General features: G+C 64.7%; 17 protein-coding genes and 1 tRNA gene. 5 read left to right on the forward strand and 13 right to left on the reverse strand.

What is annotated here, in order from left to right; genetic code table 11:
- Positions 1–53: 53 nt before the first annotated feature.
- The 3 genes from ISO4_RS15000 to ISO4_RS15010 all read right to left on the reverse strand — a co-directional run bounded on the left by ISO4_RS15000 (position 54) and on the right by ISO4_RS15010 (position 1978).
- A tRNA-Ala gene (locus tag ISO4_RS15000) sits at positions 54–129 on the reverse strand.
- A gap of 120 nt (positions 130–249) precedes the next feature.
- Positions 250–1737 (reverse strand): glutamate--tRNA ligase, encoded by a 1488-nt coding sequence (gene gltX, locus ISO4_RS15005; protein WP_142949325.1) that lies wholly within the window; start codon positions 1735–1737, stop codon positions 250–252.
- A gap of 85 nt (positions 1738–1822) precedes the next feature.
- On the reverse strand, positions 1823–1978 hold the full coding sequence (locus ISO4_RS15010; protein ID WP_067607129.1) for a DUF1328 domain-containing protein: 156 nt from the start codon (positions 1976–1978) through the stop codon (positions 1823–1825).
- 147 nt (positions 1979–2125) lie between these two features.
- Between ISO4_RS15010 and dusA the strand changes: the two genes are divergently transcribed.
- From dusA to ISO4_RS15025, 3 genes are read left to right on the forward strand one after another with little or no spacing between them, the layout of a single operon-like run.
- Positions 2126–3172, forward strand: a complete 1047-nt coding sequence (gene dusA / locus ISO4_RS15015) for a tRNA dihydrouridine(20/20a) synthase DusA (RefSeq protein ID WP_142949326.1) — start codon at positions 2126–2128, stop codon at positions 3170–3172.
- A complete protein-coding gene (locus tag ISO4_RS15020) occupies positions 3169–4140 on the forward strand; it encodes a transaldolase family protein (protein WP_142949327.1) in 972 nt (323 codons plus the stop codon). Before dusA ends, ISO4_RS15020 begins: the two co-directional genes overlap by 4 nt.
- Entirely contained in the window at positions 4137–4580 is a 444-nt protein-coding gene (locus ISO4_RS15025) for a tellurite resistance TerB family protein (RefSeq protein ID WP_142949328.1), read from the forward strand. The genes ISO4_RS15020 and ISO4_RS15025 overlap by 4 nt, the downstream gene beginning before the upstream one ends.
- Positions 4581–4610: 30 nt before the next feature.
- Here the strand turns inward: ISO4_RS15025 and ISO4_RS15030 are convergent, their stop codons facing one another.
- From ISO4_RS15030 to ISO4_RS15060, 7 genes are all read right to left on the reverse strand, one after another.
- Positions 4611–5435: an MlaA family lipoprotein gene (locus ISO4_RS15030; RefSeq protein ID WP_255442558.1), complete on the reverse strand. Its 825-nt coding sequence runs from the start codon at positions 5433–5435 to the stop codon at positions 4611–4613.
- Between the two features lie 72 nt (positions 5436–5507).
- Positions 5508–6284: an HvfC family RiPP maturation protein gene (locus ISO4_RS15035; protein WP_142949329.1), complete on the reverse strand. Its 777-nt coding sequence runs from the start codon at positions 6282–6284 to the stop codon at positions 5508–5510.
- Positions 6284–7135 (reverse strand): HvfB family MNIO-type RiPP peptide maturase, encoded by an 852-nt coding sequence (locus ISO4_RS15040; RefSeq protein WP_142949330.1) that lies wholly within the window; start codon positions 7133–7135, stop codon positions 6284–6286. The genes ISO4_RS15035 and ISO4_RS15040 overlap by 1 nt, the downstream gene beginning before the upstream one ends.
- Positions 7136–7153: 18 nt before the next feature.
- Positions 7154–7411 carry an HvfA family oxazolone/thioamide-modified RiPP metallophore gene (locus ISO4_RS15045; RefSeq protein WP_142949331.1) on the reverse strand — a complete coding sequence of 86 codons (258 nt, stop codon included), beginning with the start codon at positions 7409–7411 and terminating at the stop codon, positions 7154–7156.
- A gap of 186 nt (positions 7412–7597) precedes the next feature.
- The gene (locus ISO4_RS15050; RefSeq protein WP_221929767.1) at positions 7598–8728 is read right to left on the reverse strand and encodes a beta-ketoacyl-ACP synthase III; all 1131 of its coding nucleotides are present in this window, start codon (positions 8726–8728) and stop codon (positions 7598–7600) included.
- A 166-nt stretch (positions 8729–8894) separates the two neighbouring features.
- Positions 8895–12764 (reverse strand): ATP-dependent RNA helicase HrpA, encoded by a 3870-nt coding sequence (gene hrpA / locus ISO4_RS15055; protein WP_194856738.1) that lies wholly within the window; start codon positions 12762–12764, stop codon positions 8895–8897.
- Positions 12761–14563: a M61 family metallopeptidase gene (locus ISO4_RS15060; protein ID WP_194856739.1), complete on the reverse strand. Its 1803-nt coding sequence runs from the start codon at positions 14561–14563 to the stop codon at positions 12761–12763. The genes hrpA and ISO4_RS15060 overlap by 4 nt, the downstream gene beginning before the upstream one ends.
- A 106-nt stretch (positions 14564–14669) precedes the next feature.
- On the opposite strand from ISO4_RS15060, the gene ISO4_RS15065 reads away from it, so the two are divergent.
- Positions 14670–15584 (forward strand): alpha/beta fold hydrolase, encoded by a 915-nt coding sequence (locus tag ISO4_RS15065; RefSeq protein ID WP_194856740.1) that lies wholly within the window; start codon positions 14670–14672, stop codon positions 15582–15584.
- An 11-nt stretch (positions 15585–15595) separates the two neighbouring features.
- Here the strand turns inward: ISO4_RS15065 and ISO4_RS15070 are convergent, their stop codons facing one another.
- The 3 genes from ISO4_RS15070 to ISO4_RS15080 form a co-directional block, all read right to left on the reverse strand.
- Positions 15596–17689 carry a transporter substrate-binding domain-containing protein gene (locus ISO4_RS15070; RefSeq protein ID WP_194856741.1) on the reverse strand — a complete coding sequence of 698 codons (2094 nt, stop codon included), beginning with the start codon at positions 17687–17689 and terminating at the stop codon, positions 15596–15598.
- A gap of 157 nt (positions 17690–17846) precedes the next feature.
- On the reverse strand, positions 17847–19280 hold the full coding sequence (locus ISO4_RS15075; protein ID WP_194856742.1) for a thrombospondin type 3 repeat-containing protein: 1434 nt from the start codon (positions 19278–19280) through the stop codon (positions 17847–17849).
- 11 nt (positions 19281–19291) lie between these two features.
- Positions 19292–20383, reverse strand: coding sequence for an OmpA family protein (locus ISO4_RS15080; protein WP_142949338.1), 1092 nt, complete (start codon positions 20381–20383; stop codon positions 19292–19294).
- A gap of 249 nt (positions 20384–20632) precedes the next feature.
- Here ISO4_RS15080 and ISO4_RS15085 point away from each other — a divergent pair.
- Positions 20633–22090: neutral/alkaline non-lysosomal ceramidase N-terminal domain-containing protein (locus ISO4_RS15085; protein WP_194856743.1), on the forward strand; the 1458-nt coding region annotated here is incomplete at its 3' end.

Here is a 22090-nt window from a genome sequence, read left to right on the forward strand (position 1 = left end):
GTTACCGCCGTGAAAGGGCGGTGTCCTAGGCCACTAGACGAAGGGGACGTGTTTGGTGGAGCCAGGCGGGATCGAACCGCCGACCTCTACAATGCCATTGTAGCGCTCTCCCAGCTGAGCTATGGCCCCAAAAGCTGTCCCACCGGGCTGCGCCCTGTGTGGAGCCGCGTATTTTACGCAGCGGCCTTACCCTGTCAAGCATCCACCCCGGGTTTTTGACAGTTGGAAGTCCGTTTGTACAAGCCTTGTTCAATTCGCCGGAACAATGGCCGCCCACTCCTTCTCCAGCTTCTTGGTTTGCTTCTTGGAAACGCCGCCGAGCACGTCAATGGCATGACGCAGACGGGCGCGGCTGATGTCCGGGCCCAGCAGTTCCATACTGTCGACCACGGAAAAACTGGCGCTGGTGCCGGCGATCGCCACGAACACCGGAAACAGGAAATCCTTGATCTTGATCTCCAGGGCGTCGGCCAGCTGTTTGGCGTCCGCGAACAGGCCGTCGCGCTGCCAGTCCCGGCGCGCCTCACAGCTCCACAGGTAGAACTGCAGCCAGACTTTCATTGCCTCCGCGTCGTGCTTGGGGTGCTGGAAGTCGGCTTCCTCCACGGCCACCATGCCGGAGAAACAGAAGCCCGCCTTGTCCACCACCTCGCCGAAGGTTTCCACGCGCTGCTTCACATGGGGCAGCACGCGCATGGCGTAATCGCGGTTGAAGGCCCAGTCGCGCAACTGGTCGAGGAACTGCTCGTCGGACAAGTCATGCAGCCACTGGCCGTTGAGCCAGCTCAGCTTTTCCACGTCGAACACCGGACCACCCAGGGACACGCGCTGGATATCGAACGCCGCCTGCATGTCTTCCAGGGTGAAACGCTCACGCTCGTCGGGCATCGACCAGCCCATGCGGCCCAGGTAGTTGACCACCGCTTCCGGCAGATAGCCCATGCGGCGGTAGAAGTTGATGCTCACCGGGTTCTTGCGCTTGCTGAGCTTGGACTTGTCCGGGTTGCGCAGCAGCGGCATGTGGCACAGCACCGGCATGTCCCAGCCGAAATACTGGTACAGCAGCTTGTGCTTGGGGGCCGAATTCAGCCATTCCTCACCGCGGATCACATGGGTGATTTCCATCAGGTGATCGTCCACCACATTGGCCAGGTGGTAGGTGGGCATGCCGTCGGACTTGAGCAGGATCTGCGCGTCCACCAGGGACCAGTCCAGCTCCACGGTGCCGCGCAGCATGTCGTCGATTTCACAGCGGCCGGACTCCGGCACCCGCATGCGGATCACATAGGGGTCGCCGGCGTCCTCGCGGCGTTGCTGCTCGTCGGCGGGCAGTTCCAGATCGCCCGGCTTCAGGGCCCGGTTTTCGCCCCGCTCTTTCAGGTCGGCGCGCAGCTGGTCCAGCTCTTCGGCGCTGCGGAAACATTTGAAGGCATGGCCGTCGGCGATCAGACGCTCCGCATAGCGCCGGTAATCACCGGCCCGCTCGCTTTGCCGGTAAGGCGCATGGGGGCCGCCCACGTCCGGGCCCTCGTCCCAGTCCAGGCCCAGCCAGCGCAGCGATTCCAGGATCGCCTGCTCCGAGGCATCACTGGAGCGGGTCTGATCGGTGTCTTCGATACGGAGAATGAACTGGCCGCCGTGCTGGCGGGCAAAACAACGATTGAAAAGCGCGATATAAGCGGTCCCCACATGGGGGTCGCCGGTGGGCGAAGGTGCCACTCGGGTACGAACGGTCATGCTGACTCCGTGGCCGGAATAAAGGGACGCATTATAGGCTAATGCGCCCCTGTTATCAGCATAACGGCGAGGTCATGCTTTCCGGTCAGCGCCGTCCGGCAATCAGACTGATGATCCAGATCACCAGGAATACAACGAACAGAATCTTGGCAATGCCCGCGGCGGTGCCGGCAATACCACTAAACCCCAGAACCGCGGCAATGATCGCGATGACAAGAAATAAAAGGCTCCAGCTCAGCATAATTTTCTCCCTGTTTTGCGTTATCGCACCGTCATCAAAGCCAAACGACGCCACTTTCACAAGGCGCTTTTACAGGAATATACCTTTGCCCGGATTTGCATGAACGGGGGTTTCCCGTGGCGGCGGCGGCCGTGCGATAATAACGCCATGTCCTCACTCAACACCCCGATCCCCGGCCCTGCCCCGCTCAGCCGGCGCTTTTCCATCGCGCCCATGATGGCGTATACAACGCGCGACTTTCGTTATCTGGCCCGGTTAATTACCCGCCGCACGCTGCTCTACACCGAAATGGTGGTGGCGCCGGCGGTGATCCACGGCGACCGGGACCGGCTGCTCGGTTTCGACGCCGCCGAGCACCCGCTGGCGGTACAGCTGGGCGGCAGCGACCCGGAACAGCTGGCGGAAGCGGCGCGCATCTGCGCGGACTACGGCTACGACGAGATCAACCTCAACGTGGGCTGTCCCTCGGACCGGGTGCAGCAGGGCAAGATCGGCGCGGTGCTGATGGCGGAACCGGAGCTGGTGGCGCGCTGCGTGGAAGCGATGGCGAACGTCACGGACGTGCCGGTGACGGTGAAAACCCGCATCGGCATCGACGATCAGGACGACTTCCCGTTCCTGCAGCGCTTCGTCCGCCATATGGATGAGGCCGGCTGCCGCAGCCTGACCATTCACGCCCGCAAGGCGATCCTGGACGGCCTGTCGCCGAAGGAAAACCGGGATATCCCGCCGCTGATCTACGAGCGCGCCTACGCCGTCAAACAAGCCTTCCCGCACATGGAGATCATCCTCAACGGCGGGCTGCGCGACGTGCCCGGCATGCTCGCCCATCTGGGCCAGGTGGACGGCCTGATGGTGGGCCGGGAAGCCTACATGAACCCCTGGTTTCTGGCCGACGTGGACCGCCAGGTGTTCGGCGAGAACACCCCGCCGCCGGACCGGCTGGCGGTGGCCGAGGCGTTCATTCCCTATCTGGAGCGGCGCTACGCCGACGGCGTGCACCCAAAGCATGTGCTGCGCCACGCGCTCAATCTGTTCCAGGCGATGCCGGGCGCCCGCGCCTACCGCCGGCACCTGAGCCAGCACGCGCACAAGAACGACGCCACGCCGGAGGTCTACCAAGAGGCCCTGGCCCTTTTGACCCGGCACACGGTTGGCTATGCTGGGGCCACTACACAGGGAGGTCAGCCATGATCAGCAAACGCCAACAACTCGAACAATGGACCACCGTGGTCGCCGACACCGGCGATCTGGAACGCATCGCTGAGCTGCGGCCCCACGATGCCACCACCAACCCGTCCCTGCTGCTGGCCGCCGCACGGGACGAACGCTACCGGCACCTGCTCGACCAGGCCCGCGAGCTGGCCCGGGAACTGGGCCACGAAGGCGACCTGACCTGGTGCACCGACGCCTTCGCCTGCGTGGCCGGCCAGGCGGTGCTGAGCCATATCCCGGGCCTGGTGTCCACCGAGGTGGACGCGCGGCTGTCGTTCGACACCGCCGCCACGGTCGCCAAGGCGCGCCGCCTGATGGCGCTGTACCGGGAACTGGAGGTGCCGGCGGAACGCGTTTTGATCAAGGCCGCGGCCACCTGGGAGGGCATCCAGGCGGCGCGCATCCTTGAGGAAGAAGGCGTGCGCTGCAACCTCACCCTGGTGTTCAGTGCCGAGCAGGCGCTGGCCGCCGCCGAAGCCGGCGCCACGCTGATCTCGCCGTTCGTGGGCCGGATTCAGGACTGGCACGTCAAACGCGGGCTGGAAATCACCGATATCAATCAGGATCCGGGCGTGCAGTCGGTGCGCGAGATTTTCCATCTGCTCAAGGGGCGCGGGCTGGACACCATCGTGATGGGCGCCAGCTTCCGCAACGCCGCTCAGATCGAGGCGCTGGCCGGCTGCGACCGGCTCACCATCAGCCCGGCGTTGCTCGGCGAGCTGGCCGAAGACGACGGCGCCCTGTCGCGCTGCCTGGACCCGGACACGGTGGCCCCGGCGGAGCCGGACGGCGCGCTTCCCGCCCGGGCACTGAACGAAGCCCGTTTCCGCTGGTCATTGAATGACAACCCCATGGCCTGCGATCTGCTCAGTGACGGCATTCGCCGTTTCGCCGCCGATCAACGCGCCCTGGAATCATTACTGACCGCGGAGGACATCGCAGCGTGAAATGGCTTGCCCGTTTGTTTGAATCCGACTCACCCGCCCAGACCCGCGAAGAAAGCGACCACGACCTGCACCGCGCCGCCGCCGCGCTGCTCATGGAAGTGGCGCGCACCGACGGCGAAGTGGATCAGCGCGAGCAGCGCCTGCTGGTCAAGGCGGTGCGCGAGCGCTGGCATCTGGAAGCGGAAGAGATGGAGGAAATCGTCGCCGAGCTGGATCAAAGACTGGAAAACGCCACCGACCTGTTCGAGTTCACCATCCCTCTGCGGCAACGCTGGGATCCGGAAACGCGGGTACAGCTGATTTACGATATGTGGACGATCGCCGCCGCCGACGGCGACGCCGACAGCCACGAAGAGCAGCTGATCCGGCGGGTGTCGGAGCTGTTGTACGTGTCCCACGGCGACTTTATCCGCGCCAAACTGGCCGCCCTGGGAGAATAGCGCCGGGCCCGCGCCCGGCTACCCCGCGCTTTACCAGCCGTCGTCGCTTTCCAGCTCCGGGTCTTCGTCGGGCAGGGCCGGCTCTTCGTCCTTGCCTTCCTGCATCAGACGGCGCTGCAGATAGGCGTTACGGATGAAGGTATAGCGGTCGCCGACGATATTGCGCTCCAGGTCCAGCAGATCGGCCCGCAGATCGACGCCGTACAAAGCCGCCAGCGAGTAGCGCGCCAGATCGTCCTCCAGATAGCTCACCGGCCACAAATAGCTGCTTGGATAGATGGTGGTGGCGTCACGCACCGACGACGGCCCCAGAATCGGCACCACCAGATAGGGCCCGCGGGGCACGCCCCAGCGGCCCAGGGTCACGTCCAGGCTGGTGTCGGTGTTGCGCAGGTCCACGTCGCTGGCCACGTCGAACAGGCCGGCCACCCCCAGAGTGGTATTGATGCCGAAACGCCCCAGGCTGTTGCCGGCCTCGCCCCAGCGCCACTGGAAAATATAGTTGAGGCCGTCACCGATATCGCCCAGATTGCTGAAGAAACGGGTCACGGTGTTATCGAGCCACTCCGGTGTCACCCAGCGATAGCCCTTGGCGGCCGGCTTCAGCGCGTAGCGGTCGACGAATTCGTTAAAGCCGAAAATCTTGCGGTTGAAACCCTGCCAGGGATCCATCTCGGCGAAGCGACCGGCGCCGCCGGCCTGGTCGAACGGCGTCGAGGCGCTGCCCCAGTCGTCGCCGGACTGGATCGCGGCTTCGCGGGTCTCGCCGGCGGTTTCCGGTACCGGCTGGGCGAATACCGGTTGGGATAAGGCAATCAATGGCGCCGAGACAAGCGCCGCAATCCATATGCGCACAGTAGCTCCCTAATCAGTGATGGCCCGCGCATTATAGCGGTGCCTGCCATGCAAAGAGCAACCTTGCCGCTCTCAGGCCGGAGTGGGTTGCAGGCGGGCGCCCAGAATCAGTTCGCGGTCGCGAAGCCGCTGCAGCAGATCCGCGCCGAAGCTCAACAGCGCGACGCGGTCCTGGAAACCCATTTCATCGCCCAGCGTTTGCAGCAGTTGTTCGCCGCTGCTGAGCGGCTGCTCCTGCATCAATGCCAGCAGCCGCGCGGTGACCGCGTTGATTTCCATGAACGCCACCCGGTCCTCCGCATTGCGGTACACCAGCAGCCACACCGGCTGCTCCGGCGGCGTCTCCGGGCGGTGCTCCGGGCCGATTTGATGCACCGGCCAACGGTAGTTGAGCACGCAATGCAGCGGGTTCAGATAGGGCACCCCCCGCAGCAGATCACCGCCGGGCTGCACACCCTGCTCCGGCACCGTGTCGGTGGCGGTGTCCAGCACCAGCTCAATCCACTCGTAGTGCGCCAGCTCGGCGAGAAAAGGCGGATCGCCCTCCCCCGGTTGATAGGTCTCGGCAAGAAAGGTAACGAACTCTTCCGGAATTTCCAGAAAGTACGGCGACGTGCAGGCGTGCTGATCAAAGAAGCCGCGCACCAGACGCCGCCAGCCGGCGTCGTCGTAGAGGCTGCGCAGAACCGGAAAGCCCTTTTCCAGAAACCCGTTGAGATTGTTGAAGAACAACTGGCGGTAGACCGCCAGACGCCGCTCTTCGATGCCGGACGGCGCCGGATGGCGTTGCGGATTGCGCAGGTGCGCCGCGAACGAACGCTGCAGGCGCTGGAATTCCGGCTCGCTCATCAGGCCCTCCGGCTGATCGCGGCGCGGCGCTGCTGGGCCTCGCCGATGCGATCCAGCTCGCGGTTTAGTTCCTCCACCGGCGGGAAATTGAAGTCCCGCTCCAACAGCGTGGGCAACACGCCGAACTGGTCGTAGGCGACGTCCAGCAACCGCCACACCGGGTCGATCACTTCGCTGCCGTGGGTGTCCACCTTGAGGTCCTCGGCTTCGTCGAAATGGCCGGCGATGTGCACATAGAAAATACGCTCGCCGGGCAGGCCGCGAATAAAGTCGGCGGCGTCGTAGCCGTGGTTGATACCGTTGACGTAGGCGTTGTTCACGTCCAGCAACAGGCCGCAATCCGCCTCTTCCAGTACCGCGTTGACGAATTCCAGCTCGCCCAGCGGGCGGCTTTCGGTCACCTCCGGCGTGGCGTAATAGCTGACGTGTTCAATACCGATGCGCTGGCCGAGAAAGTCCTGCACCCGGCGGATGCGGTCCGCCACATAGTGCACCGCTTCCTCGGTGAACGGGATCGGCATCAAGTCGTAAAGATGGCCGTGATCGCTGCAGTAGCTGAGGTGCTCCGTGTAGCAGCGGATCCGGTGCTCGCCGAGAAACTGTTTGATGTTCCCCAGCAATTCGAAATCAAGAGGTTCCGGTCCGCCCAGGGACAGGCTGAGACCGTGGCTGACAAAGGGGTACCGCTCGGTGAAACCACGAAACTCACGGGCCAGCTTGCCGCCCATGGGAATCCAGTTCTCCGGCGCCACTTCGAGAAAATCCACCGGTATGGTGCCCGGTTGGGACAGCGGGCCCATCAGGGCCCGCCGCAACCCCAGACCGGTACCGGTCACGGGGAAAGTCGTCATAGATTACGACTCCTGGGTTCAGGCGGCGCCACCGCAGCTGCCTTCACTCTTTTTGTCGCCGCCGCAGCTGCCTTCGCCTTTCTTGTCGCCGCACTTGCCTTCACCACACTTGCCTTCTCCGTCCTTGGCGTGGTCACCGGCCAGTTGGTAACCGCTTTGCAGATCGGTGGCACCGAACGGATTCTCGGCCGCGTGCGCCGGAATGGACATTGCGGAAGCCACGAAGGCGGCGCCGAGGGTGGCGGCCAGGGGATTCATTTTGCTCAGTTTAGCCATGATCGTTCTCCAATATGGATCGTGTAATTCTGTATGTGAAACCGACAGAAAAGCGTCCTTTCCGTGGCTTCGACACTATATGGATGCACGAATCAAGTAAACGTTACGTGTAGGCCGCAAAACAAACAAAAACGGCCGCGGACTTTACCCCGCGGCCGCCGTGACGCTGGCGTGAAAGCGGCGCGCTCAGCGCACCCGGTTCACGATCACGCTGCCGATCGAATAGCCGGCGCCGAAGGAGCAGATCACCCCTTTGGTGCCCGCCGGCAAATCACTGTTGTGCTTGTGGAAAGCGATGATCGAACCGGCGGAGCTGGTGTTGGCGTAATCATCCAGGATCACCGGCGCCTCGTCGCGGCTGGGGTCGCGGCCCAGCACCCGGCGGGCGATGAATTCGTTCATGTTCAGGTTGGCCTGGTGCAGCCACATGCGGCGCACGTCTTCCACCGGCACGGACAAATCGGCCAGATGGCCGGTGATCTGCTCCGCCACCATCGGGCACACTTCCTTGAACACCTTGCGGCCTTCCTGACGGAACAGCTTGTCGCGGCTGCCCACACCGGAGGGGTCGGCGCGGTTGAGGAAGCCGAAGTTATTGCGGATGTTGTTGGAGAAACGGGTCTGCAGGCGGGTGCCCAGCACCTCCCACTGATTGTCACTGGTGGCGTCCTCGGCCCGCTCCAGGATCACCGCGGTGCTCACGTCACCGAAAATGAAGTGGCAGTCCCGGTCTTCCCAGGCCAGGTGCCCGGAACAGATTTCCGGATTGACCATCAGCACGCGGCGCGCGGAACCGTTGCGAATGGCGTCGACGCCGGTCTGGATGCCGAAGGTGGCGCTGGAACAGGCCACGTTCATGTCGTAGCCCCAGCCGTGCTCCATGCCCAGCGCCTGCTGCACTTCCACCGCCATGGCCGGATAGGCGCGCTGCATGTTGGAACAGGCCACCAGCACCGCGTCCAGGTCGTCCGGCTTAAGGCCGGCGTTGTCGAGCGCCCGGCGGGCGGCCAGCACGGCGATCTCCGCCTGCACCGACAGTTCGTCGTCGCTTCGCTCGGGAATATTCGGCGCCAGCCGGTCCGGGTCGAGAATGCCTTCCTTGTCCAGCACGTAACGCTGCTTGATGCCGGAGGCTTTCTCGATAAACGCGGAGTTGGAACCGGTCAGCGGCTCCATCTCGCCCGCTTCGATGGCGTCGGCATGGCGTTCGTTGTGGCGGGCCACGTATTCGTTGAAGGAGGCCACCAACTCTTCATTGGTGATGGATTGTTCGGGGGTCCAGAGTCCGGTACCGCTGATAACGACGGAATGGGTCACAAGCCTGTCCTCGCGCAAAAAGGGCACTCCGGGGAGCGCCGCGACAGTCGGGAACCTCGGGGCGGGTTCCATAAATGGGTCAATTATCCGGATATGACCGGGCCGGCGCAAAGCCGGAATGGTATTTCGCCGTCTCGTCGGCTCTTGACGCCGGCTCAGGCCGGTTTCAGCAGGCCTCCCACTGGCGGTTGAGGCGCTTGGCGGAGACCGGCACCCGGGTCCCCAGCGGCTGCGCGAACAGGCTGACGCGGTATTCCTCCGTCATCCAGCGGTACAGACGCAGCGCCTCGCTCTGCCGCCACGGCGGCGTGTCCTTGGCGCGCCGGTGATAGCGCTCGCGGAACTCCTCCAGCTCGGCGACCACCGCCCGGTCCCGGCCGATCTGCCCGCCCAGCTTTTCAAGACGCTGCTCCACCGCCGCCAGGTAGCGCGGGTATTGATCCAGCCATTCCTTGGGCACGGTGAGCAGGAAATCATCACTGAACAGATCGGCGAGCTGCTGTTTCAGATCGCGGTGGGCGTGCGCCCAGGCGAGCGGGAAATTCTTTTCCAGGCGTTGCATCACGCGGCGGTAGGCGGCGAACAACTCGCCCCAGGTGCGAAGAGCCTGCTCCACCGCCGGCACGAACTCGCCGCGCCCCTGGTCCAACCGCTCACGGAAGGCGGCCTCGTCGCGCAGCGGCTGGTCGTGCAGATGGAAATGGGACACCGTGGCCCGCAGCAACGCCTGATCCAGGGCGCCGCGCGCCATGGCCGATTTCTCCGCTTTCAGTTTCTGAAAGCCGGGTTGCTGGCCGGCGAACCGTTTCAGCCCGCGCACCTGCTCGTTGAGTGCCAGCAGCATCAGCCGGGCACAGCCGATACCGTGCCACCAGTGCGCGTCGTCGGCGTCGGCGTGATGTTCCAGCGCCACGTCCTCGCCACGGTCGCGCAGCGCCGGGTAGCGGCGGAACACCACCCCGCCCTGCTCGCTCTCCTGGCACGCCGGTAACGTACCGAACACCCAGGTGCGCCCGCTCACCACTTCCTCGCGGGCCGGTGACGCCTCGCGCTCCCCGGCCAGGGCCTCGAAGCGCTGCTGCAGGCGCGCCAGATCACGGTCCTCGGCGAGCACCTTGCCCTGCCCGTCGGTGACCCGCACGTTCATCCGCAGGTGCCCGGGCAGCTGGTCCTCACGCCACTCTTCCTGCTCCACGCGCACGCCGGTCATGCGCTGCAGCTCGCGGGTCATGGCAGGCAGCAGCGGCTGGTCCGGGCTCAGCGATTCCTGCAGCGCCGCCACATAGTCGGGCACCGGCACGAAATGACGGCGGCGGGCCTTGGGAAGACCACGAATCAGCGCTTCCAGCTTCTCGCGCAACAGACCCGGCACCAGCCAGGCGAGCCGTTCCGCGTGCAACTGCTGCAGCGCGCCGGCGGGCACGATCACCGTGACGCCGTCGCGGTCGCCGGTGGGGTCGAAGCTGTATTCCAGCGGCAACCGCATACCGTCCCATTCCAGCTCATCGGGAAAGGCGCCACCCTGCAGGTCCGGGCTGTGGGACAGCAGAAATTCGTCGTCCATGAACAGCGCCTGGCGCTCATGCTCGTCGGCCTGCTTTTTGTACCAGGTTTCCAGATGCGCCAGGGTGTACAGCCCGGACGGCAGGCGCTGGTCGTAGAACAGAAACCGGGTCTCCTCGTCCACCAGGATGTCGCGCCGGCGCAACTTGTGTTCCATCTCTTCGAGGCGCTGCAGCCGCTCGCGGTTGGCGGCGACGAATTCCGGTTCACGGGTCAGCTCGCCGGCCACCAGGCCCTCACGGATCATCAGCTCGCGGGCCAGCTCCGGCTCCAGCGGGCCGTAGTGCATGCGCCGCCCGGAAGCGAGGATCAGCCCGAACAGATTGATCTGTTCCTTGGCCATCACACAGCCGCGTTTTTGTGACCAGTGCGGCTCGAAATACTGACGCTTGATCAGGTGCGCCGCTTCCGCCTCCACCCATTGCGGTTCAATCCGCGCCACGCAGCGCGCGAACAGGCGGCTGGTCTCCACCTGCTCGGCGGCCACCAGCCAACGCAGCTTCGCTTTCTTGTCGCCGCCTTTACTGAGCGACGAGCCCGGCCAAAGCAGCGGCTTGCGGTTGCGGGTGGAAAGCCACTCACCGTCTTCGTTGCGGGTCATGACATTACCCAGCAACCCGGTGAGCAGCGCCCGGTGCAGGCTTTCGTAGTCCGCCGCTTCGTCATTGAGCGACCAGCCTTCTTCCCGGGCCAGCAACAGTAATTGCCGGTGGGTGTCCCGCCATTCGCGCATCCGCGACGGCGCCAGAAAATGCTTTTTCAGCTGCTTTTCATAGGGGTTGCGACCCAGGTCGCCGCGCTGCTGCTCGGCCCACTGCCAGAGATTCCAGAAAAACAGAAAATCCGATTCCTTGTTCTCGAAAGGCTGATGGGCCTGGTCGGCCTGCTGTTGTTTATCGCGGGGCCGTTCGCGCGGGTCCTGCACCGCCAGGGCGGCGACGATCACCAGCACTTCGCGCAGCACTTTTTTCTCGGCGCCGGCCACCACCATGCGCGCCAGGGTGGGATCCAACGGGAAACGCGCCAATTGACGGCCGAGCGTGGTGACCCGGCGCTGCTTGTCGAGCGCGCCGAGCTCTTCCAGCAGGCGATAGCCGTCCCGTATCAGGCGACCGTCCGGCGGTTCGATAAAGGGGAAGTCCTCCACCGCGCCCAGCTTCAGGTCGGCCATGCGCAGAATCACCGCGCCCAGATTGGTGCGCTGGATTTCCGGATCGGTGAACGCCGGCCGGTTATTGAAGTCGTCTTCGTCGTAGAGCCGATAGGCGACGCCGGGCATGATGCGGCCGCTGCGCCCGGCGCGCTGGTCGGCGCTGGCGCGGGCGATCGGCTCCACCGGCAAACGCTGCACCTTGGAGTGCACGCTGTAGCGGCTGATGCGGGCGGTACCGGCGTCGATCACATAGCGGATGCCCGGCACCGTCAGCGAGGTTTCCGCCACGTTGGTGCTCAACACCACGCGCCGCCCACGGTGGCTGGAAAACACCCGCTGCTGCTCCGCGGCACTGAGGCGGGCGTACAGCGGCAGCAATTCGGTATCGCGGAAATCGCAGCGTTTCAAATGATGATGCACGTCGCGGATGTCGCGCTCGCCGCTCAGGAACACCAGCACATCACGGGCGGTTGGCGGCCCGTCGCGGCGCTCCTGCTGATCGATTTCGCGCAGCACCTCCTCCACCTGCAGGCCCAGCTCGCGCTCTTCCGCCGGCGGCCGGTAGTGGATGTCCACCGGGAAGGTGCGCCCGGACACCTCGAACACCGGCGCGCCGTTGAAATGGGCCGCGAAGCGTTCATGGTCGATGGTCGCCGAGGTGATGATGACTTTCAGGTCCGGACGGCGCGGCAAAAGCTGCTTCAGATAGCCGAGCAGAAAATCGATGTTCAGGCTGCGCTCGTGGGCCTCGTCGATGATCAGGGTGTCGTACTGATGGAGGTAACGGTCCTGCTGGATTTCGCTGAGCAGCATGCCGTCGGTCATCAGCTTGACCAGGGTGTCGTCGCCGACCTGCTCACTGAAGCGGACCTTGTAGCCCACCAGGCCGCCGACCTGGCTGTTCAGCTCCTCGGCGATACGCGCGGTAACCGAGCGGGCGGCCAGACGGCGCGGCTGGGTGTGGCCGATATAGCCGTCCACGCCGCGCCCCAGGGACAAACAGATCTTGGGCAGCTGGGTGGTCTTGCCGGAGCCGGTTTCGCCGGCCACCACCACCACCTGGTGCTTCTCGATGGCGGCGGCCAGTTCCTCGCGGTGGTGCACCACCGGCAGGTCCGGCCAGCGCAGCGGCGCCGCCGCCAGGCCGGCACGCCGGGCGCGGGCCGCCACCGAGGCGTCGATGGCGGCGCTCACCTTGGGCAGCGCGTTGGCGTTGAACTTGCGCGCCAGACCGTCGAGCCGCTTTTTCAGCCGCCGCCGGTCGGCGGCCCGAACAGTTTCCAGCCGCCGATACAGTTCATCCAGTTGCGGGTTCGTCATACCTTGCTTTCAGTACCCAGCAACCAGGCCCGGCCTTTGGCGCTCAAACCGTCACCGGCCAGGGTCAGATAGGCGGTGTCCGCTTCCGAGGCCGCCAGCGTTACGGTGAAGCGCATCAGTTCATCGCGGCGGAAGGCGTGCACGTCGACACGCTCGCCCTCCTGGTAGCCGGCCAGCAGCGTGTCCAGATTGCCGGCGCTGGCTTTCAGGCCGTCCACCGCCACCACCACGTCGCCGGCGGCGAGCCCGGCCTCCATGGCGGCACCCTGCTCGTAGGCCACCTGCAGGCGAGCGCCCTGGGGGTCCGAGGCGAAGCGCGCGCCCAGATGCACCGGCGCCCGGCTTTTGCCGGGCTTGCCGCCGTTGTCGCTGTGGCCGTCCGCCGGGCGCCAGTTCACCGTGACGCCGCGTTCGGCGAGCAGCGCCTCCAGCGGCAGGTCCTCGGTGCGGTAGAGCGCCTGGTTGAAGAAGTCGCTGAGGTCGCCGCCGGCGACCTCCTCGGCCAGGGCCTGCACGCCCTGCTCCGGCACGCCGACGCCGGTCTGCCCGTGGCGCTGCCACAGCAGCCGCATCAGGTCGTCCAGGCTGCGCGCGTCGTTGGTCCGTTCACGCAGGGTGAGATCCAACGCCAGCGCCACCAGGGAACCCTTGGCGTAGTAGCTGACGATGGCGTTGGGGGCGTTTTCATCCTGCTTATAGAAGCGCGTCCAGGCGTCGAAGCTGGACTCGGTGACGGTCTGCTTGAAACGGCCCCGGCCCCGGTAGACCCGGGTCAGGGTCTGGCCGAGCAGTTCCAGATAGCTTTCCGGTGTAATCAGCCCGGTGCGCGCCAGGGACAGATCGTCGTAGTAGCTGGTGATGCCCTCGAAGGCCCACAGCAGTTCGGTGTGCACTTCCCGGCTCAGGTCGAAGGGCGTGAACGCCTCTGGCTTGATGCGCTTCACGTTCCAGGTGTGGAAGTACTCGTGGCTGCACAACCCGAGGTAGCTGCGGTAGCCGTCGCGCACCTGGTCGGCGCCGTCGGTGAGCAGCGGCAGGTCGGTGCGCGGGCTCATCAGGCTGGTGGAGTTGCGGTGCTCCAGCCCGCCGTAGCCGTCGGTGACCAGGGTCATAAACAGGTAGCGGTCCATCGGCGCCGGTTCGCCGAACAGCTTGATGTGGTGCTCGCAGATCGGCTTCAGGTCGCGGCACAGCCGCGCCATGTCGGCCCGGTGACGGCCGCTGAGCACCACGTCGTGGGGCACGCCGCAGGCTTCGAAGCGGGCGTGATCAAAATGACCCATCTCCACCGGATGATCGATCAGGGCGTCGTAGTTGTCGGCGCGGAAGCGGCCGAAACCCAGCTCCGGGCCACTGACCCGGTCGAGCCCGGTGGCCAGTTTCCAGGTGGCGTAGGCGGCGCCGTCCGGGGCTTCGATGTCCACCTCACAGGGCTGGTCCTCGAACCCCATGGCGGCGAGAAACAGGCAGCTGCCGTTGAAATAGCCGTGGGTGGTGTCCAGGTGGGCGCCGCGCACCGACAGGTCCCAGGCGTACACCTGATAGCACACCGTGACCGGCCCGCTGGCCGGTGCCAGCTGCCAGGTCTGCTTATCCAGCTTGGCCACGTCCAAGGGGTCGCCGGCCGCCGACGCTTCCAGCGACACGATATGGCGGGCGAAATCACGGATCATGTAGCTGCCGGGGATCCAGGCGGGCAGGGTCAGCCCCTGCCCTTCCGGCGTCGGCCGGTCGATGGTGAGAGTGACCTGGAACAGATGCGCCTGCGGACGCAACGGACGGACCTGATAATGAATCACACGCTCTCCTGTGGGCCTGAATACGCGGCCAATGATGATACACGGCCATCTTGACGCTCGCACACGCATGACGCATGTTCATGACCTGTTTGAGGGGACCGCATTAATGACTTCGGAATGTTTTGTTATCGGCGCCGGCGACGGTCACACCATCGCCGTCCATGAGTGGCGCGCCGCCGACCCGGTGGGGTCGTTGATCTGGCTGCACGGCATGGCCGAGCACGGCGCCCGCTACCAGGCCCTGGGCGAAACCCTGGCCGAGCACGGCTGGAACCTTTACTGCCCCGACCATCGCGGCCACGGCGCCAGCATGGACGCCGCCGACCCGCCCGGCCACTTCGCCGACCAGGACGGCTGGCGCCTGGTGATGGACGATCTGGGCCGGGTGATCGACGGCATCCGCGAGCGGGAACCCGGCGCCCTGGTGCTGGGCGGGCACAGCATGGGCTCCTTTATCGCGCTGGCCGGCGCCCAGGCCCACGGCGACAAGCTGGACGGCCTGGTGCTGTGCGGCAGTGACTATCACCCGCCGCTGTATTACCGGCTGATGGCGGCGCTGCTGAAATGGCAGCGCCGACGGCACGGCGCCCGCGGCCAGAGCCCGCTGGTGCACAAGCTCACCTTTGAAGCCTGGGCGCGCAGCGTGCCCGACGCCCGCACCGATTTCGACTGGCTGAGCGCCGACCCGGCCCAGGTCAAAGCCTATATCGACGACCCCAAATGCGGCTTTCAATGCACCACCGCCACCTGGCTGACGCTGCTCTCGGGGCTCGCCGATGTGCAGTCCTCCAAGGGCCTGAGCCGCCTGCCGGCGCGGCTGCCGATTCTGCTGCTGGGCGGCCGCCAGGATCCAATGAGCGGCGGCGGCAAGGGCATGGACCGGCTGCAGCAGGCGCTGAGCCGCCGGCGCTTGCCCGTGGAGCGGATGGACTGCCCGCGCGGGCGCCACGAAATCCTCAATGATTTCTGCGCCCCGGAGGTCCGCCAGACGCTGCTCGAATGGCTCAACCGCCGGATCTGACCGGCGGCGCCTCAGGGCTCGGCGGAAATATTGTGCTCTTCGGTGAACTGCACGTAACCGAGGTAACGGTTACGGATTTCACGCACGTACTTCACCGGCTCGCTGCCGCGCACGTAGCCGAAGCGGGCCTGGCGGGCGTAGCGCGGCTGTGACAGCAGCAGCATCGCCTCTTCCACGTGCCCGAACCAAAGATCCGGGTTCTTGCCCAGCCGCTGGGCCAACCGGCGGGCATCTTCCACATGGCCGTGCCCGGCGTTGTAGGCCGCCAGGCCGAAATAGATTTTCTCCGCCATGCCCAGGCGCTGCGGGAAACGCTCCTCCAGCCACTCCAGATAGGCCGACCCGGCGGCCACGCCCTGCTCCGGATCGTGGGGGTTGTCGAAGCCGAACTGGCGGGCTGTGCGCGGCATCACCTGCATCAGGCCCTGGGCGCCGGCGAACGACACCGCGTCCGGATTGAACTTGCTCTCCTGGTACATCTGCGACACCAGCAAGCGCCAGTCGAAGCCGTACTGCAGCGCGTATTCCTTGGCCAGGTCGTCGTAGGGTGAAATTTCCTTGCCCGCTTCCACCCGGTATTCCTCATGGATACGGATGGTTTTCGATTCCTTGAAGTAGCGGTTGAAGGTGACGTTGTAGAACAGGCCCCGGTAATTGCGGTTGATGTAGGCGTTGAGTTTCTCCACCAACTGGTCCTGATCATCGCGCAGCACCCAGGCGATGTCGCGGCTGCCCTCCAGGGTCCAGAGGGGGCGCAGGTCTTCCCGGTAGGTGCTTTCCAGGGCGGCTACGTGGCTGTCCGCCACGGTGAGATCAATCTCGCCGTCCACCACGTCTTGTATCAGCATCTCCGTGGTGGCCCCTTCACGGGGCTCGATGCGCACGTCGATGCCCTGCTCGCGCAGTTCTTCCAGGGTGTCCATGAAAGCGCTGTCCGGCGCCACCACCACGGTGCGCCCGGCCAGTTCCTGGACCGATTCGAACGGCTCGTCATCGGCATCGCCGATAATCTGCTCGTGCACCTCCAGGTAGCGGTTGGAAAAGCGCCAGCCCTCGGCTTTACGCCGCTCGGTAATGGTCATGGCCCCGGCGATCACATCGCCGGCACCGGTCTGCAAGGCGTCGAACATTTGCGAAGCGCTGTCGCGCACCACCATGCGCACGCGCAGGTCATGCTGCCGGGCGAAGTGGCGAATCAGATCGTAGTCGAAGCCCATCAGCTCGCCGCGCCACAGAAAGTAGCTGGCCGGGTTGTTGGAGGTGATCACCCGCAACACGCCGTCCTTGTTGATCGCCGCCCAATCGCGGCGCTCTTCGCTGCGCACCGAGGTGCGCACGCGGTGGCTGACCAGAAATTCATTGACCGCCGCGCGCAGCTCCGGGTTGTCGCTGCGCACCGCCCAGGCGATACGCCGGCGCGGGTTGACCACCGGCCCCTTGCGCACCTGGTCGAAGGTACGCAACAGGCCGTCCAGGGCGTTGCTGTCGACGATCGCCGCCTGGTACAGGCCCGAAGCGACGCCCTCCAGCAGCTCCACATCGGAAAGGGCCGCCTCCACGGCTTCCACGCTGACGGTGTCGTGGCGTTCCGCCAGCGCTTCGGCGGTCTCCTGATAGGCGGTGCCTTCGGGCGCGGCGATACGCACCTCGCCCAGATCCTCAACGCTGTCGCCCTGGCGGTCCTTGGGCAGCACCAGATACTCACGTATCACCGCCACCGGGGTACAGAAATCCACTTTCTCCTGGCGGGACTCGGTGACCGTGTAATTGGTGACGATCAGATCGGCGAGGCCCTCGTTGAGCATGTCATCGAGGTTATCGGTGCTGTCCGCGTACACCCAACGCGGCGTCAGCCCCAGGGATTGCGCCAGGATCTCAGCCTGCTCGCGGAATTCCTGCAGCGGCACGCCCTCGCGGACCAGCGCCTGCTCTTCATCGAAGCGCGGCGCCAGCAAACGCAGTTGGCCGCGTTCGCGCAGCGATTCCAGGTCCCCGGTTTCGGTGTAATTCGCGCCCCCGGAATCACAGCCGCCGAGCAAAAAAACCAGTGGCAGAAGCACTAACAACCACTGCGCGTGACGCGGCCAGCGAAAAATGGATGTCATAGATTCGTTCCCTCCAGCGTCCCCAATCTAACCCAAAAGGCTGACAGACTGCGAACGGAATCACGTGAAGGCGAACGGAGGAAAACGCCGGCCGGGTGCCGGGCAAAAAAAGGGGGCGCGAATGCGCCCCCAGGATATGCCTGATATCAAAGGAGACTCAGGGTGCGTCCTCCGGATCGTTGCCGGCGCAGACGCGATGCACGCGCAGAGAGCCGTTGACGTTGAGCAGACCGGCGTAGTCCAGCTGGACTTCGTCGAAGGTCAGCTCGTTGGTATCCACCTCGGCGGACAGGAAGCGCTCGTCACTGTCCAGACTCAGGCCCAGCAGTTCCAGACCGAGCAGACCGCCGCCCACGGTGGCGCGGTCCACTTCCTCGCCGTCGTTGTAGAAACGCAGGGTCAGGAAGTCGCCGAGCAGGCTCAGGTTGAGCAGCGCGGAGGCCGGATCGGAGATCACCATGCCGATGCGGTTGATGTCGGCGAAGTCGTTGGCCGCGTCCACCGCGGTGGCACGGATTTCAGCGCCGCCGTAGACCGCCGCTACACCCACTTCAATGGTCGCGAAGGAAGCGTCGATACCGTCCACCAGGCTATCCGCTTCGCTCACGCCGCAGCCCAGGCACACGCCCAGTGAGTTGCCACTGGCTTCATAGTCCGGGGTGGTCAGCGGCTGATAGGTGCTGGTGTCGTTACAGGTGAAGCCGTCGTCGTCGCACACGTCGCCGATGCCGTCGCCGTCGCTGTCGAGCTGGTCCGCGTTGGCGGTGTTCGGGCAGTTGTCCAGGTCGTCGGGTACGCCGTCGCCGTCGGTGTCGGTGTCATTGTCTACCGGGCAGCCCTGGTTTTCCGGCGGGCCGGCCACGGTCGGACACTCGTCGTTACCGTCGTTGGTGCCGTCACCGTCGTCGTCGTCGTCACAGCGGTCGCCTACGTTGTCGCCGTCCAGATCTTCCTGATCCGGGTTGGGTACGAACACACAGTTGTCGTCCGGATCCAGCACGCCGTCACCGTCGGTGTCGTCTTCACAGGCGTCGCCCACACCATCTTCATCAGTGTCGAGCTGGTCCGCGTTGGCCACGTAGGGGCAGTTATCTTCGTCGTTAAACTCACCGTCGCCATCGCGGTCGTCGTCACAGACATCGCCGATACCGTCATTATCGATATCGTTCTGGTCAGGGTTGGCGACCAGCGGACAGTTGTCCTTATTGTCCTCAATGCCATCGCCATCCTGATCCACGTTATTGTCGCAAGCGTCGCCAATACCGTCCTGGTCAGCATCGACCTGGTCGGGATTGCTCACCCTCGGGCAGTTATCAGAGTCGTTCGGCACACCGTCGCCATCGATGTCGTCGTCACAGGCATCGCCGATGCCATCATTATCCTGATCGCGCTGATCGTTGTTGGCGAACGCGGGGCAGTTGTCCTCGTCATCGGGCACACCGTCATTATCCTGATCGTCAGGATTATTCGGGTTGGGGTTGTTGGGTTCAGTGATAACGGTGTCATCACTGTCGTTGGCTTCGCAGCCGTAGATCCCCACGCCGAGAGCGGCGAGCAGGACCAGCATTAATAGGTTTTTGATTCGCAACATGTTCGTATTCCTCATTTCTCGGTAACGCGGAATTCAACGCGGCGGTTCATCGCGCGGCCGGATTCGGTTTCGTTGCTGGCCACCGGATTCAGCTCGCCATAGCCCCGGGCGGTAACACGGGACGGGTCCACACCCCGGTTAAGCAGGTACTGGCGAACGGATTCGGCGCGTTCCTGGGAAAGCTGTTCGTTGTATTCCGCGGCGCCCACGCTGTCGGTATGACCGGCTACTTCCACACGGAAGTCGGTCTGCGATTTCAGCGAGTCGGCGATGCGGTCCAGGGAAGACTCTGAAGAACGGGTCAGCTTGGCGGAGTCGAACTCAAAGTTGATGTTGGTCAAGGTCACGGTCTGGTTGACGATCAGACAGCCGTTGGAATCCACGCGCCCGCCTTCCAACGTGTTCGGGCACTGATCACGGTTATCGGGAACGCCGTCACCGTCGGAGTCCATCACCGGCTGCGGCTTGGCCGCCACTTCACGGGTTTTGATCACCGTTTTTTCTTTGGTTACTACCTTGGTATAGCCGAGCGGGATCTCCACACCGAGAGACAGGCGAACATCACCGAACGCACCGTCACCACGGGCCGGGCCGGAGCCGTCGAAGTCGTCATACACATAACGGGCGTCGCCGCGCAGCTTCAGGCCGTTGTCGAAGATCGGCCCGGTCACCGCACCGATGCCGGCGTTGACGGTCAGGTTGGTGTCCTGGTCTTCGTCAGGCAGCACTTCCTGGTCAATCGCGCCGACGGCGGCGATCACATAGGGCGTGAAGCCGGTACGATCACCAAAGGCATAGGCGAGACCGGTGGTCAGGTGATACTGGTAGAAATCCTGGAAGTCGGCCTGGTTCGGATCCACTTTGTAGAAGCCGCCTTCGGTTTCCCACCAGACGCGGTCGGACAACTGACGACCGTAGAAGGCGCTGTAGCCCAGACCTTCGTCGTCGAACTGCCGATCCTCGTCCACATCCACGTAGGAGGCGAAACCACCCACGTATTGGCGAGTGTTCAATGTCTCCTCATAACGGTCTTCCGCCAGAGCAGGCTGAAAAGCCAGCCCGGCGGCGAACGCCAGAGTCGACAATCTCACGGTTGCTTTCATGTTCTACCCCCCTCGGGTATCAACGGATTACAGTGCAACCATTGGAATATCCCAGGGAGGTAAAAAAAACAGAATTCCGGTGACGTCCGGTTGGAATAGTGTTGTGAACTTATCCATGCTTTTGCACGAATTGTACAAGCCGTATCATTTTGTATCCGATATGTATCCAGGCGCCGGTTTGGCCCGATCAGCCTTGCCGTACATGCACCCCACAAGTACGTTCGTGCAAAAATAAAAAAGAGGCTTCACATGCAGTTATCCAAACCCCGGCGATCCGGTCGCCGGCGGCTCGCGCTTATTCTTTTGCTGTTGCTCGGGGTGCTGGCCGCCGTGCTTGTGCACACCGCCTGGCCCTTTCTTACCTATCCTCGTGAGACGTTGACATTCCAGGTCCCCGAACCGCTGCCGCCGACGGCGAACGACGGCCCTCTGGCCGGGGTGGCCGAAGTGGACATCACCCCCGCCATCGGCCTGCCCAAATTCGGCTATTCCGCCTGGGCGAAGAACGCCGACGGGTTCCGTACCCGGCTCAAGGCACGCGCCTTTTATCTGCACGGCCCGGGGCAGACGCCGCTGGCTCTGGTGCAGCTTGATCTGGGCGCCGGCTCACTGCCGCTGCATTACGCCGTGGCCGAACGCATCGCCGCCGCCACGGACGTGCCCGCGCGGGGCTTGAGCCTGCTGGTCACGCACACGCATTCGGGGCCCGGGCAATATCTGGGCAGCGATTTCTACAACACCTTCGGCGCCAACACCGCCGGCTTCGATCCGGAGCTGTTCGGTTTTCTCAGCGAACGCATCAGCGAGGCGGTGATCCGCGCCTACCGCAACCGCCGCCCGGCGCGGATCGCCACCGGCCAGCGCGATGTCTGGGGGCTGACCCGTAACCGCTCGGTACAGGCATGGGCGCGTAATCACAATCTGGATCCGGAAAAAATGGGCGAGGACGACGCCCTGCGCGCGGTGAATCCGCGCATGACCATGCTGCGCATCGACCTGCAAGCCGACGACGGCCGCTTCTACCCCGCCGGCGCCCTGACCCTGTTTTCCATCCACGGCACCGCCATCCCCGCCTTCACGCGCCCCTATCACGCGGATGTCTGGCACTGGCTGGGGCAAGGCCTGAGCGCCGGCTTCGGCGACGAGCTGCCGTGGCCGTTCGTGCACGGCGCGTTTCAGGCCACCCACGCCGACAACAACCCGGCCTGGCATCCGGATCACCGCGGCGATCTGGAAGCCCGCCGTATCGGTAAGGCGCTCGGCGACCAGGCCGGTGCGTTGTTCGAACGTCTGGAGGACGATCTGGCACCGCGCCTGCGCACCGCCGCCGCCAGCCGCCTGATGGACGTGCTCGAGCTGCCCGAGGAACAACGCCACGGTCTCTGCCAGCGCGCGGTGGTGGGCGCCGCCACCATGGGCGCCGCCAACGGCGACGAGGTGTTCCCGATCTCCTACCTGCCGTTTCTTCAGGAGGGCTGGCCACGCACCATCTTCACCGACGGCTGCCAGGCGGAAAAGCAGTGGGCGCTGTCCAAGCTGCAATTATTGATGTCCGCGGACACCTTCCCGCACCGCGCCCTGCTTCAGGTACTGCGCGTCAACGATCTGGTGCTGGTCCCCCTGCCCTGGGAAATCACCCTGGAAAGCGGCAACCGCATCCGCGGCGAGGTCCTCGACACCCTGCCCGCCGGTACCGACTGGCGGGGG

This window comes from Alloalcanivorax venustensis ISO4, assembly GCF_015356855.1.
GTDB classification, from domain to species: Bacteria; Pseudomonadota; Gammaproteobacteria; order Pseudomonadales; family Alcanivoracaceae; genus Alloalcanivorax; species Alloalcanivorax venustensis.

Coding starts and splice junctions, on each gene's coding strand:
- ISO4_RS15045 (WP_142949331.1), bottom strand. CDS start 7,411: ATGGCTAAACTGAGCAAAATGAATCCCCTGGCCGCCACCCTCGGCGCC.
- ISO4_RS15065 (WP_194856740.1), top strand. CDS start 14,670: ATGACTTCGGAATGTTTTGTTATCGGCGCCGGCGACGGTCACACCATC.
- ISO4_RS15010 (WP_067607129.1), bottom strand. CDS start 1,978: ATGCTGAGCTGGAGCCTTTTATTTCTTGTCATCGCGATCATTGCCGCG.
- ISO4_RS15040 (WP_142949330.1), bottom strand. CDS start 7,135: ATGACGACTTTCCCCGTGACCGGTACCGGTCTGGGGTTGCGGCGGGCC.
- dusA (WP_142949326.1), top strand. CDS start 2,126: ATGTCCTCACTCAACACCCCGATCCCCGGCCCTGCCCCGCTCAGCCGG.
- hrpA (WP_194856738.1), bottom strand. CDS start 12,764: ATGACGAACCCGCAACTGGATGAACTGTATCGGCGGCTGGAAACTGTT.
- ISO4_RS15070 (WP_194856741.1), bottom strand. CDS start 17,689: ATGACATCCATTTTTCGCTGGCCGCGTCACGCGCAGTGGTTGTTAGTG.
- ISO4_RS15080 (WP_142949338.1), bottom strand. CDS start 20,383: ATGAAAGCAACCGTGAGATTGTCGACTCTGGCGTTCGCCGCCGGGCTG.
- ISO4_RS15035 (WP_142949329.1), bottom strand. CDS start 6,284: ATGAGCGAGCCGGAATTCCAGCGCCTGCAGCGTTCGTTCGCGGCGCAC.
- ISO4_RS15020 (WP_142949327.1), top strand. CDS start 3,169: ATGATCAGCAAACGCCAACAACTCGAACAATGGACCACCGTGGTCGCC.
- ISO4_RS15075 (WP_194856742.1), bottom strand. CDS start 19,280: ATGTTGCGAATCAAAAACCTATTAATGCTGGTCCTGCTCGCCGCTCTC.
- gltX (WP_142949325.1), bottom strand. CDS start 1,737: ATGACCGTTCGTACCCGAGTGGCACCTTCGCCCACCGGCGACCCCCAT.